The organism is Streptomyces sp. NPDC002851 (assembly GCF_053591935.1).
Window position 1 is genome coordinate 35,795 of sequence record NZ_JBSFUT010000043.1, and the last position, 13,243, is coordinate 49,037.

8 protein-coding genes are annotated in these 13,243 nt (G+C 68.6%); 2 read left to right on the forward strand and 6 right to left on the reverse strand.

All coding sequences use genetic code 11. From position 1 onward, the window contains the following. Positions 1-8: 8 nt before the first annotated feature. Positions 9-1,742 carry a maltose alpha-D-glucosyltransferase gene (gene treS / locus ACWD10_RS32795; protein WP_451097309.1) on the reverse strand — a complete coding sequence of 578 codons (1,734 nt, stop codon included), beginning with the start codon at positions 1,740-1,742 and terminating at the stop codon, positions 9-11. Further along, positions 1,739-4,042, reverse strand: coding sequence for a maltotransferase domain-containing protein (locus tag ACWD10_RS32800; RefSeq protein ID WP_451097310.1), 2,304 nt, complete (start codon positions 4,040-4,042; stop codon positions 1,739-1,741). Before ACWD10_RS32800 ends, treS begins: the two co-directional genes overlap by 4 nt. A 268-nt stretch (positions 4,043-4,310) precedes the next feature. Between ACWD10_RS32800 and ACWD10_RS32805 the strand changes: the two genes are divergently transcribed. Continuing rightward, positions 4,311-4,796: a pep a2 gene (locus ACWD10_RS32805; RefSeq protein ID WP_451097311.1), complete on the forward strand. Its 486-nt coding sequence runs from the start codon at positions 4,311-4,313 to the stop codon at positions 4,794-4,796. Positions 4,797-4,840: 44 nt separating this feature from the next. After that, positions 4,841-6,952 carry a glycogen debranching protein GlgX gene (gene glgX, locus ACWD10_RS32810; protein ID WP_451097312.1) on the forward strand — a complete coding sequence of 704 codons (2,112 nt, stop codon included), beginning with the start codon at positions 4,841-4,843 and terminating at the stop codon, positions 6,950-6,952. Between the two features lies 1 nt (position 6,953). Here glgX and ACWD10_RS32815 read toward each other — a convergent pair whose 3' ends face one another. The 4 genes from ACWD10_RS32815 to ACWD10_RS32830 all read right to left on the reverse strand — a co-directional run bounded on the left by ACWD10_RS32815 (position 6,954) and on the right by ACWD10_RS32830 (position 13,207). Next, positions 6,954-8,903 carry a collagenase gene (locus ACWD10_RS32815; RefSeq protein ID WP_451097313.1) on the reverse strand — a complete coding sequence of 650 codons (1,950 nt, stop codon included), beginning with the start codon at positions 8,901-8,903 and terminating at the stop codon, positions 6,954-6,956. Positions 8,904-9,002: 99 nt separating this feature from the next. Next, a complete protein-coding gene (locus tag ACWD10_RS32820) occupies positions 9,003-9,896 on the reverse strand; it encodes a LysR family transcriptional regulator (protein ID WP_451097314.1) in 894 nt (297 codons plus the stop codon). A 42-nt stretch (positions 9,897-9,938) separates the two neighbouring features. Then, on the reverse strand, positions 9,939-10,742 hold the full coding sequence (locus tag ACWD10_RS32825) for a formylglycine-generating enzyme family protein (RefSeq protein ID WP_451097315.1): 804 nt from the start codon (positions 10,740-10,742) through the stop codon (positions 9,939-9,941). A 101-nt stretch (positions 10,743-10,843) separates the two neighbouring features. Beyond that, positions 10,844-13,207, reverse strand: coding sequence for an arylsulfatase (locus tag ACWD10_RS32830; RefSeq protein ID WP_451097316.1), 2,364 nt, complete (start codon positions 13,205-13,207; stop codon positions 10,844-10,846). Positions 13,208-13,243: the final 36 nt, after the last annotated feature.

The following is a 13,243-nucleotide window of genomic DNA, read 5'->3' on the forward strand; positions in this document are numbered from 1 at the left end:
ACTTCCCTTCACAGGCGTACGTCGGGCTCTGCCGGGCGGCGTGGGGGGAGGTTGGTGCGCAGCCGGAACCAGTAGAAGCCGTGTCCGGCGAGCGTCAGCAGGTAGGGCAGTTCACCGATGGCCGGGAACCGCACGCCGCCGATGAGCTCCACGGGATGCCGCCCGGTGTACGCGCTCAGGTCGAGCTCGGTCGGCTGCGGGAAGCGGGAGAAGTTGTGCACGCACAGCGCCAGGTCGTCTTCGTATTCGCGGAGAAAGGCGAGCACCGCCGGGTTGGAGGACGGCAGTTCGGTGTACGTACCGAGGCCGAAGGCCGGGTTCTGCTTGCGGACCTCGATCATTCGGCGGGTCCAGTGGAGCAGCGAGGACGGGGACGACATCGACGCCTCGACGTTGGTGACCTGGTAGCCGTAGACCGGGTCCATGATCGTCGACAGGTAGAGCCGTCCCGGGTCGCAGGAGGAGAAGCCCGCGTTCCGGTCGGGGGTCCACTGCATGGGGGTGCGGACGGCGTCACGGTCGCCGAGCCAGATGTTGTCGCCCATGCCGATCTCGTCGCCGTAGTAGAGGATCGGTGAGCCGGGCAGGGACAGCAATAGGGCGGTGAACAGCTCGATTTGGTTGCGGTCGTTGTCGAGGAGCGGGGCCAGGCGGCGGCGGATCCCGATGTTGGCGCGCATTTGTGGGTCCTTGGCGTACTCCGCGTACATGTAGTCGCGCTCTTCGTCGGTGACCATTTCGAGGGTCAGCTCATCGTGGTTGCGCAGGAAGATGCCCCACTGGCAGCCGGACGGGATGGCCGGGGTTTTGGCGAGGATTTCGGAGACGGGGTGGCGGGATTCGCGGCGTACGGCCATGAAGATCCGCGGCATGACGGGGAAATGAAACGCCATGTGGCACTCGTCGCCGCCGCCCTCGAACTCTCCGAAGTAGTCGACCACGTCCTCGGGCCATTGGTTGGCTTCCGCCAGGAGCACGGTGTCGGGATAGTGCGCGTCGATTTCCTTACGGACGCGTTTGAGCATGGCGTGGGTGGCCGGGAGGTTCTCGCAGTTGGTGCCTTCTTCCGCGTACAGATACGGCACCGCGTCGAGCCGGAAGCCGTCGACGCCGAGGTCCAGCCAGAACCGCAGCGCGGCCAGGATCTCCTCCTGTACCGCCGGATTCTCGTAGTTGAGGTCGGGTTGATGCGAGAAGAAGCGGTGCCAGAAGTACTGTTTGCGGACTGGGTCGAAGGTCCAGTTGGAGGTCTCCGTGTCGATGAAGATGATGCGGGCGTCCTGGTACTGCTTGTCGTCGTCGGCCCAGACGTAGTAGTCGCCGTAGGGCCCGTCGGGGTTGGTGCGGGACTCCTGGAACCACGGGTGCTGGTCGCTGGTGTGGTTCATGACGAAGTCGATGATGATGCGCATGCCGCGCTGGTGGGCGGCGTCCACGAATTCCACGAAGTCGGCGAGATCGCCGAATTCCGGGAGTACGGATGTGTAGTCCGAGACGTCATAACCGCCGTCCCTGAGTGGGGACTTGAAGAACGGCGGCAGCCACAGGCAGTCCACGCCGAGCCACTGGAGATAGTCGAGTTTTGCGGTGAGGCCTTTCAGGTCGCCGATGCCGTCGCCGTTGCTGTCCTGGAAGGAGCGGACGAGGACTTCGTAGAAGACGGCGCGTTTGAACCAGTCGGGGTGGCGGTCCTTGGCCGGGGTGTCCTCGAAGGTGTCCTGGACGGGCTCGTTGACGATCATTGTGTGGGTGACCCTCCGGTCGACGGGGTGGACGGTCGCAGGACGTTGCTGTGCTGACCCGGGGAACAACCCCCGGACCTCCGGCCGACGGTCAGCACGTGAGCGCCGCCCGGCTGAAGGCGCACATAGTTGGTCCTGCCCCAGTGGTAGGTGTCGCCGGAGAGCTCGTCGCGCACCGGCACGGTCTCGTGCTGGTCGAGTCCGAGCGCCGACAGGTGCAGCGTGACCGTGGCCTCCTGGATCTGGTGCGGATCCAGGTTGGCGACCACCAGAACCGCGTCGTCGCCATCGCGCTTGCTGTAGGCGATGACCGCGTCGTTGTCGGCCTGGTGGAAATGGAGATTCCTGAGCAGTTGCAAGGCGCGGTGGCCTCGCCTGATCCGGTTGAGCGAGGTGATGAGCGGTGCGAGGGAGCGGCCCTCGCTCTCGGCCGCCGCCCAGTCGCGCGGGCGCAGTTCGTACTTCTCCGAGTGCAGGTACTCCTCGCTGCCCGCACCGGCGGGCGTGTTCTCGCACAACTCGTAGCCCGCGTACATGCCCCAGCTCGGCGAGAGCGTGGCGGCAAGGATCGCCCGCACCTCGAAGGCCGGACGGCCACCGTCCTGGAGGTAGCCGGACAGGATGTCCGGCGTGTTCACGAACAGGTTGGGGCGCAGATACGCCGAGGTCTCGGCGGAGAGCTCGGTCAGGTAGTCCGTGAGCTCCTGCTTGGTGTTCTTCCAGGTGAAGTACGTGTACGACTGCTGGAAACCGACCTGGGCCAGGGTCCGCATGATCTGCGGCCGGGTGAAGGCCTCGGCCAGGAAGATCACCTCCGGGTCGGTGTTGTTGATCTCCGCGAGCACCCGGTCCCAGAACGCGATGGGCTTGGTGTGCGGATTGTCGACGCGGAAGATCCGTACGCCGTGTCCCGTCCAGAACCGCAGCAGCCGCACGGTCTCCTCGATCAGGCCCGGCATGTCCCGGTCGAAGGCGATCGGATAGATGTCCTGGTACTTCTTCGGCGGATTCTCGGCGTACGCGATCGTGCCGTCCGGGCGGTGCCGGAACCACTCGGGGTGCTTCTCCACCCACGGGTGATCGGGAGAGCACTGGAGCGCGAAGTCCAGGGCGACTTCCAGCCCGAGCTCGGCGGCCCGGCGCACGAACGCGTCGAAGTCGTCAAGGGTGCCCAGATCCGGGTGGACCGCGTCGTGCCCGCCCTCCGGCGAGCCGATCGCCCAGGGCACGCCGACATCGTGGACGTCCGCGGTCAGAGCGTTGTCGCGGCCCTTGCGGAAGGTCCTGCCGATGGGGTGGACCGGCGGCAGATACACCACGTCGAAGCCCATCTTCGCGATTGCCGGGAGCCGCTCCGCCGCGGTGCGGAACGTCCCCGGGACCGGTGGCTCACCCTCGCGGACGATCGCACCCTCCGAGCGCGGGAAGAACTCGTACCAGGCCCCGTACAGCGCCCGCCGAGGCTCCACCACCAGCGGCAGCGCACGCGACCGGGAGACCCGCTCGCGCAGCGGGTACCGCGCGAGCACCGCGCCCACCTCCGCGGTCAGCGCGGCCGCCAGGCGGGCGGCCGGAGCACGCGACTCGTCCCGCAACGCGTTCGCCGCGGCAAGCAGCACCTCGCGTTGCGCACCCGGCGGGACCGCGCTCGCCGCACGGTCGTAGAGGGCCGCGCCCTCTTCGAGGACGAGCCCGGTGTCGATGCCCGCCGGGATCTTGATCTCGGCGGCGCGCCGCCAGTCCGTCACCGGGTCCGCCCAGGCCTCCACGGCGTACGTCCACCGCCCGACCGTGTCCGGCGTGACCTCGGCTCCCCAGCGGTCGCTGCCCGGGGCCAGTTCCCTCATCGGCGTCCAGGGTCCGACACGGCCGCCGGGGCCGAGCAGCACCACGTTGGCGCCTACCGGTATGTCGCCCTCACCGAACACGGTGGCCGTGACCTGGAAGGTTTCGCCGGGAACCGCCTTCACCGGGAGTCGGCCGCGGTCGACCACCGGATGGACGTCCAGGACGGGGACGGGAACGGAAGGCGTCCCGGGAGCTGATGCCATCGACCTCTCCTCCGCGGCCGGCTCCGGCCGGCTCGCTGTCCGCGGGTGCAAGTAACGCTCGGCCACGTCGGCCGCGACCCGTGCCGTGCACTCGCCCATCAACACGCACAGGGTGTACGCGGTGTTCTCGAAATTCGTCCGCACGCTGCGGTCGTCCGGGTAGACGCGCAACAGCCGCTCCCACGCGCGGTATTGATCCAGGTGCCGTGCGACCTCGGCTCTGTCCGGCAGCAGCATCACGCTTGTCACCTTCCAGTCTCCCGAGCTCCATGACTCATGGTGCACGAAGGGATACGCAGCGTCCTGTTGGACGTTCAAGCACGGAGCGTCGGAGCGCTCGTGTTGCGCGAATGGAGCAGTGCTCTCACGCTTGTCCTTACTCAACGGCGATCGGTACTCACGCTCCGTATTGAGAGCGCTTCGTACCGAATGCTCCGCATGGGGAGCGATGCGTCGTGGAAGCCCGGTCGATCAGGCTGCGGAGGAGCGGGAGCTTCGCGGAGAGGAGTCAACAGCGATGAACGCAGTGATCCCCTGCTACTACCACCTCGACGTAGAGGTCACGCCGGAGAAGATCGGCCAGGTCAGCCGCATCCTGGCCGCGCATCTCCGGCACTGGGGTCTGGGGGTTCTCGTAGAACCCGTCTGTCGCGGGACCGACGTCCTGCTGCGCGCGATCGACGAACACGGAGCCGACAAACAGAGCGTTGTGGAGATGTGGTGCAACGGGCAGCACCTCATCACGGCCGTGTCGGACCACTCGCCCGACATTCCCCGGCACCACTACGGGCCGCGGGGCTGTCTGGCGCAGATCGCCGCGCTGAGCGACGGCTGGGGCAGCTGCCCGGCGACCAACGGCAAGATCATCTGGTTCTCGCGCCGCGTCCGCACTCCCGAACCCGCCCACCTGGCCCCCGCCACCCCCGCGCCCAGCCTGCGCGAGGCCCAGGAGGTGCCGTACGAATCCCCCGTCGCCATCAAATTCAGCCCGTCCGGCGTTTGAGGACGAGGCCCCCTTCAGGGACACGCCCTACGGAGGCAAACCGCGTGCGTACGTGGACCGGCGACCCCTTCCCCCTGGGCGCCACCTGCGACGGTGAGGGAACCAACTTCGCCCTGTTCAGCGAGGTCGCCGAACGGGTCGACCTCGTGCTCGTCGATGACGACGACACGTACGACTGCGTCACCCTCACCGAGGTCGACGGCTTCGTATGGCACTGCTATCTGCCCGGGGTCGGCCCGGGACAGCGCTACGGCTACCGGGTGCACGGGCCGTGGGATCCCGCGGCCGGCCACCGGTGCAATCCCGCCAAGCTGCTCCTCGACCCGTACGCGAGGGCCTTCGAAGGGCAGATGGACAACCACCGGTCGCTCTTCGAGCACGCGGCCCGCGGGCCCGAACCGGCCGACAGCGCCGGGCACACCCTGCTCTCGGTGGTGACCGACCCGGCCTTCCCCTGGGACGACGACCGCCCGCCGCGGCGGCCGTACTCCGAGACGGTGGTGTACGAGGCGCATGTGCGCGGCCTGACCCGTACGCACCCCGGGGTGCCCGCCGAGCTGCGGGGCACCTACGCGGGCCTCGCGACCGAGCCGGTGCTCGACCACCTGACCTCGCTCGGTGTGACCGCGGTCGAGCTGATGCCGGTGCACCAGTACATCCAGGACGGCTTTCTGCGTGACCGCGGCCTGTCCAACTACTGGGGGTACACCTCCATCGGCTTCTTCGCCCCGCACAACGGGTACGCGGCGCACGGCTCCCGCGGCGAGCAGGTCACCGAGTTCAAGTCGATGGTCAAGGCGCTGCACGCGGCCGGGCTCGAAGTGATCCTCGACGTGGTCTACAACCACACCGCGGAGGGCAACGAGAACGGCCCCACGCTCGCCTTCCGCGGCATCGACAACGCCTCGTACTACCGGCTCGCCGAAGACGATCCGGCCCGGTACTTCGACACCACCGGCACCGGCAACAGCCTCCTGATGCGGCACCCCAATGTGCTTCAGCTGGTCATGGACTCGCTGCGGTACTGGGTCACCGAGATGCACGTCGACGGATTCCGGTTCGATCTGGCGGCGACGCTGGCCCGGCAGTTCCACGACGTGGACCGGCTTTCCGCCTTCTTCGACCTGGTGCAGCAGGACCCCGTGGTCAGCCGCGTCAAACTCATCGCCGAGCCGTGGGACCTCGGCGACGACGGATACCAGGTCGGCAACTTCCCGCCCCTCTGGTCGGAGTGGAACGGCCGCTACCGGGACTCGGTACGGGACTTCTGGCGCGGCGCGGACCATACGCTCGCCGAGTTCGCCTCCCGTCTGACCGGGTCTTCGGACCTCTACCAGCACGAGCGGCGCCGCCCGCGCGCCAGCGTCAACTTCGTGACCGCACACGACGGCTTCACGCTGCGCGACCTGGTCTCGTACAACGACAAGCACAACGAGGCCAACGGCGAGGACAACCAGGACGGCGAGAACTTCAACCGCTCATGGAACTGCGGCGTGGAAGGCCCCACCACAGACGAGGCGATCCTGGCGCTCCGCGCACGCCAGCAGCGTAACTTCCTCGCCACCCTCATGCTCTCGCAGGGCATCCCGATGCTCGCCCACGGCGACGAACTCGGCCGCACCCAGCTCGGCAACAACAACGCCTACTGCCAGGACAGCGCGCTCTCCTGGATCGACTGGGACCTCACCGACGCACAACGCGAGCTGATCGACTTCACCCGGCGCGCCATCCACCTCCGCGCCGCCCACCCGGTCCTGCGCCGCCGCCGCTTCTTCCAGGGCGAGACCCCGACGCACGAGAGCCAGCCGCTGCCCGACCTGGTGTGGCTGCGCCCCGACGCCCGCGAGATGACGGCCAAGGACTGGCAGCGCCCCGACGCCCACGCCATCGGCGTCTTCCTCAACGGCGACGCGATCGCGGAACCCGACACGCACGGACGGCCCGTGGTGGACGACTCCTTCCTGCTCCTGCTGAACAGCGGCCGCGAGCCGGTCATCTTCGTACTGCCGGACGCCACGTACGGGGAGCGCTGGACGACCCGGATCGATACGTCGGATCCGCGGGCGGTGCCGGACGAGGTGGAGTACAAGGCGGGTAGTGGAGTCCCGGTCGGGGCCCACAGTTTGCTGCTGCTCTCCCGGCCTGCGTTGGTGTGAGTCAGCGGGCTCGTGAAGTGCCGCCGCAGTCGCCGGTCGCGCACTGGCTCAGCCACTCCGCGAAGTCGGCGTCGTACCGCGTACCGATGGTCTCCGTGAGCAGCGTGCGGGCGGCGCCCCACGCGCCCGTGCGGTAGTGGCCGAGCAGGGCCGTCACGTCGTCCGGGTGCGATTGGATGAGGTAGCGGACGGCCAGGTACCCCCACGGGTAGATGCGGGTGGTGTCCGCGTTGTCGTAGGTGGTGTCGAAGAGGGTGCTGAGCTTGTACGTGTTCTTGCCCGCCTCGTCGATGGCATCGTCGTAGGAGATATCGCGGTACGAGTACGAGATGTACTCGGCCACGCCCTCCACCCACATCACGGTCGGCGTCTTCATGCCCTCCTCGAAGTCGCCGTACATGTCGAAGCGCCCGTCGAGGTAGTGGGTGTACTCGTGGTTGAGGTTCCATATCTGGAACTCGCCACCCTGCGGCTGCTCGTACGCGATGAAGCGCGGCAGGTTCCCCTCCTGGGCGGGGTCGCCCTCCAGGTACATGCCGCCGTTGTTGGTGTCGATGCCGAAGAGGAGACCGGCGTACGTCTGGTAGTCGGTACGGGAGTTGAAGGCGACCACTTCCAGGGTGGTGTTCTTGTCGTCCTTGACCGGCCCGTCGTCCTGGACGACGCCGTGGAAGAAATCGTCCTGGTTGAGGAGGCTTTCGCAGGTCGCCGAGAGTTCGGTGTCCGCGATCTCCTGGGCGGCCATCTGAAGGCTCGGGGCGCAGGTGTGCTCGACCTTCAGTACCGCGTCCCGCACCCGCTCCCGCAGGTCGCAGGTGTCGTACTCCGGACAGTTCTCCTGGTCGTACTCATCCGTCATCTCGGCCAGACCGACCCAGAGCGGTGCCGTGCGACCGGTGATCTCGCTGCGCCCGAGGAGCTCCTTGACCAAGGGGCGTACGACGTCGCGGAGCGGGGTGTGCCGCAGGAAGCGGCCGAGCTCGCGCCCGGCATTGGAGGTCAGATACGCCTTGTCGGTCCCGAGCAGGCCGTCGTGCGTGACGGCGAAGTCGCGCAGCTGGGTCAGGACGCTCGGGTCGGCCGCGACGGCGGAGACGAACTCCGGAAACTGGTGCCCGCGGAACAGCACGGTGTACGTGTTGTTGACCGCCGAGACCATCCACCAGAAGGCGTCGTACGACGAGTCGTAGTCCGCCAACAGCCGCTTGACCACGTCGAGATAGCGGGCGCCCTCGCCGGAGCTGTCGATCAGGGTGACCGACTCGGCCAGCGTCTGACCGTTGGCCTCGCTGACGTCGAAGGCGTGGGCGGAGCCGAAGAAGGAGTCCAGGCCGCCCTGGATGGCGCTCTTCAGGGCGGGGCCGTAGTCGCCGACGGAGTCCGGGTCGTTGTACTGGGCGTAGTAGCCCGCCCTGAGATAGAGCACCACCTGCGTGATCGCATCGCTGTTGTCGCCCGGGTAGGTGGCGGCGGTGTCCCGCAGCGCATGCGCCACCGTGACCATCTGCTCCTCGCGGAAGAGCGCGTGAGCGTCCGTGCCGGTCACGCCGAACAGCGTATTGATGCAGCCGACTTGCGAGATCTTGATCTGCTGGACCAGAGCGTCCCCGGTCTTCGAGGCGAAGTCGGCCACATCGCACGCCGCCTGGCCGCCGTCGCCCGGTGCCGTGCGGGGTGCTGCCTTGTGCGGGCGCGACGGCGGTCGCTTCGAGGGGTTGTCGTACGGCGGCGCGGATGCGTGCGCGGGCGTGGTGTCGTGCAGCGCGGCTGCCTCGGTGGGGGTGGCGGGCTGCGGGGCGGGGCCCGAGCGCGCCTCGGACGCTTCGGCTGCCCGTGTCCCGGTCGCGGTTGCCCGACCGCTGGTGGTGGTGAGCAGGGTGAGCCCGAGGCACAGCGCCAGGGCAACGGTCAGGAGAGGGACGAGAGTTCTCGTGGGGGGTGTGCGTAACAAGATGACCTCCGGGTGCTGTCATGTCCACGGAGAGTGTGTGACATGTACCATTGCACACGTCACATGGCTACGAGAAGGCCCGCGTCGGACCGAACTCCGTTATTCAGCCACGGGAAACGCGAGATCGACGAAGGCCTGGGCGGCCGGAGACAGCGGCCCGGAGCGCCACACCAGCCTGCCGTGCCGCAGCAGCCGCGGGCGGGTGGACAGCATGCGGGCTCCGTGGAGAGCGGCGTCCTCGGCCATCGAGGTCGTCAGGAGGGTCGCTCCGGCCCCGGCGAGGACCAGCGGGACGAGCATCGCCCGGTGCGTGGTCTCCACGACGATCCGGGGTGTGGCCTCGGCCTGGGCGCAGACCTCGTCGAGCGTGTCCCGGGTGGCCGTCCCGCGCGGCGTGACGACGAGGTCGAGTGCGGCCAGTTCCGCCGGCTCGATGGTGTCGCTGGTCCGCGGATGGGGATGGTCCGGGGGCAGTACGACGTGCATCTCCTGCTCGGGGAGTGCGGTGCCGCAGAGTTCCGGCCCGGCGCCCAGGGCCTTCACGGAGGCGTCCACCAGGCCGAGTTCGCACTGGCCGGTGCGGACCATCTGCACCACCTCGGAGCCGCGTTCCGGGTCGATGACCCGCACGGTGACCTCGGGGTGCGCGGCGTGGAAGCGGCCGAGGAGACCGGCCAGCGGGTCGACCGCCAAGGTGGTCTGGGAGACGATGTCCAGGCGCCCGCCGCTGAGCCCGAGGACCTCACGTACCGACGACGTGGCCGTGGACAGGTCGCGCAGCACCTGGCGGGCCGGTCCGACCAGCGCCTCACCCGCCGCGGTGAGCGTGACGCCTTGCGGCAGGCGGTGGAAGAGGCTGCCGCCCAGCTCGCGTTCGAGTGCCCGGATCGCGTGCGAAAGGGACGGCTGTGCGACGTGGAGCGCGTTCGCGGCCGCGGTGAATCCGCCGTGTTCGGTGACCGCGATGAAGTACTCCAACTGGCGTCGTTCCACTGTCTTCCCATCGTCTCGTCGCTATCAGGCGAGTCGTCGCTATCACGGCGGGTCCACGGCGCAGCGGAAGCCGACATTGCCGATGGCCGAGTCCGGAGTGAGTCCCTGGCGTGCGGCGACCCGGTAGCGGCGGCAGTACGACTCGTGGCACAGGTAGGAGCCGCCCTTGGCGACGCGCTCCTGCCGGTCAGGGGAGCACGAGAACCGGTCCGCGCACCACTCCCAGACATTGCCGGTCGTGTTGTAAAGGCCGTACCCGTTCGGCTCGAACGCGGTCACCGGACAGGTGCCGTACCAGCCGTCGGCCTGCGTGTTGTGCGCGGGGAAGTCGCCCTGCCATACGTTCATCCGGTGCTGTCCGCCCGGTTCGCGCTCATCGCCCCAGGGGAACGCCTTGCCGTGCAGGCCCCCGCGGGCGGCCCGTTCCCACTCCGCCTCGGTGGGCAGACGCTTGCCCGCCCAAGCGCAGTACGCGGCGGCGTCGTGCCAGTCGACGTGCACCACGGGGTGATCTTCCCGGCCGTCCACCGCGGACCGCGGCCCGTCCGGGTGCCGCCAGTCGGCGCCCTCGACCTGGCGCCACCACGGGGCGCTCACCACGCCTCGGGTGGGCGGGAAGTCGTCCGGGAGCAGCCCGGCGAACACGAACGACCAGCCGTCCCGCTCGGCGGTCGTGCGGTATCCGGTCTCCGCGGCGAACCGGGCGAAATCCGCGTTCGACACCGCGCAGGCGTCGATCCAGAAGGCGTCGACGTACACGGTCCGGACCGGGCCCTCGCCATCGGCCGGATAGGCGAGGGCATCCTCGCTGCCCATGAGGAACGCACCGGCTGGCACGGCCACCATGCCCTCGGTCGCCTTCTCGCGCGAGGTGGCGGGAGGAGCCGCCGGGCGGGCTGCCGTGGCCCGCCCGCTACCGCCACCGCCGCCGGACGGTGCGCAGCAGCTCACTGTGCCCCCATGACGCGCCTGTGCAGCCCGCCGTCGAACTCGGCCGGGTCGGTGGCCTCGGCGTCCAGGTCGATGCGCACCGTGTGGATCGTCCCGGTGAACTCGTTGTCGATGACCGGGTAGTCGTCGGTCACCGGTGTGCTCAGGTCCACCCCGACATTCAGCGTCTCGTCGAAGGAGAAGTAGTACGGGATGGTCTGCTCGACCCGCCCGCTCGCCTGCTTCGCACCGTCCACCATGAGCACGGCGGTCCCGCCCTTGCCGAGGCCTCCGCCGTCGTACTCGAACTCGAGCCGCACCTCGTGCCGCCCCGGCGCCAGATCCGCCCCGCTGCGCACGGTGTACCGGTCCATCCCGAAGTAGTTGTAGACGTACGTCGGCCTGCCGCCCGCCACGTACAGGGACCAGCCGCCGAACCGTCCACCCTGCGCGATGAGCACGCCCTCGGCCGCCGTGTCAGGCGGTATGTCGATGTCCGCGGTGATGCTGTGCGAGCGGTTCTTGACGTTGGGCGTGGTCTCCTCGGTGAAGCGCCGCATTCCGCCGCGGTAGGTCACGGACGTACGGTCGCCGAGCAGGTCGATGCGTCCGGCGACGGCCGGGTTCTCCCGCTCGGTGACCCGGTCGTCCAGCGGGAAGACCTGGTATTTCGCCGCTTCGATCAGGAACAGGTCCTGCAACTCCCGGAGTTTGCCGGGGTGTTGGGCGGCCAGGTCGTGCGCCTGGCTCCAGTCGCTGTTCAGGTCGTACAGCTCCCAGATGTCGTCGGTGAACCTCCGGCCGTGCGTCGGCACCATCTCCCACGGGACGCCGTGCCGGGTGACCGCCATCCACCCCTCGTGGTAGATGCCGCGGTTGCCGCACATTTCGAAGTACTGCGTCCGGTGGCACTCGGGCGCCTGCGGATCGGTGAGCGTCGCCCACAGGCTCGTGCCTTCGATGGGCTGCTGCGCCACCCCGTCGACGCTGTACGGCGCCGGTATCCCCGCGCAGTCCAGGACCGTTGGCAGTACGTCGATCACGTGGCTGAACTGGTGCCGAAGCCCACCGCGCTCGGCGACCCCCTGTGGCCAGTGCAGGATCATGCCGTCCCTGGTGCCACCGAGGTGCGAGGCGACCTGCTTGGTCCACTGGTGCGGCGTATTCAGAGCGAGCGCCCAACCGGCAGGCGCGATCGGATAGCTGTGCGGGCCGCCGATCTCGTCGAGGTGCTCGATCATCTCGTCCGGGTCGTCCACCACGCCGTGCCCGAGCCGGTGCTCGACGACCGTCCCCTCGATCCCGCCTTCGCCCGAGGCGCCGTTGTCGCCGAGGATGTAGATGAACACCGTGTTGTCCAGCTCGCCGAGTTCTTCAAGCGCGGCGGTGAACCGCCCCACCTGCACATCGGCATGCTCGGTGAACCCGGCGAACGTCTCCATGAAACGGGCGGAGAGGGCACGCTGATTGTCGGTCAACTCGTCCCAGTGGGGCACGCCTTCGGCCCAGCGCGCGAGTTCCGTGTCCTCGGGTACGACGCCGAGTTCCTTCTGCCGTTGCAGCGTGAGTTCCCGCTGCCGGTCCCAGCCGTGGTCGAAGCGGCCCCGGTACTTCTCCTGCCACTCGGGGCCGACATGCAGCGGGGCGTGCGCGGCGCCGAGCGCGAGGTAGGTGAAGAACGGCCGGTCCGGGGTGAGCGTGCGCTGCGTACGCACCCAGTCGATGGCGTGGTCGACGAGATCCTCGGTGAGGTGGTAGCCGTCCTCGGGGCGGCGATCCGGCTCGACCGGGGTGGTGCCCTCGTACAGCAGCGGATACCAGTGGTTCATCTCGGCCCCCATAAAGCCGTAGAAGGTGTCGAAACCCTCCCCGGTCGGCCAGCGGTCGAACGGCCCGACCGCACTGATCTCCCGCGGCGGGGTCTGATGCCATTTCCCGAATGCCGCGGTGCTGTAGCCATTGCCCTGGAGAATCTGGGCCATGGTCGCCGCGCTCCGGGGCCGGAATCCGTTGTACCCCGGAGCGGCGGTGGCCATTTCGGTGGTGCCGCCCATGCCGACCGAGTGGTGATTACGCCCGGTCAGCAGGGCCTGCCGCGTGGGCGAGCAGAGCGCCGTCACATGGAAGCGGGTGTACCGCAGCCCGTTGTCGGCGAGCTGGTCCGCGGTCGGCATCTCACACGGCCCGCCGAACGCGCTGGAGGTACCGAACCCGAGGTCGTCGACGAGCACGAGCACCACGTTCGGAGCGTTCTCCGGGGGAGGCACCGGGCCGACCGGAGTGAAGGGCGCCTCCTGATCGTGCACGTCGAGCACGGTGGTCAGCGGCCGACGCAGGTCCGGCCGGGGAAGTACGTGCCGTCCGGCATCGAATTCGGCCATTGCTCCTCCTTCTCACACGGCGAGCCTCAAAATTGA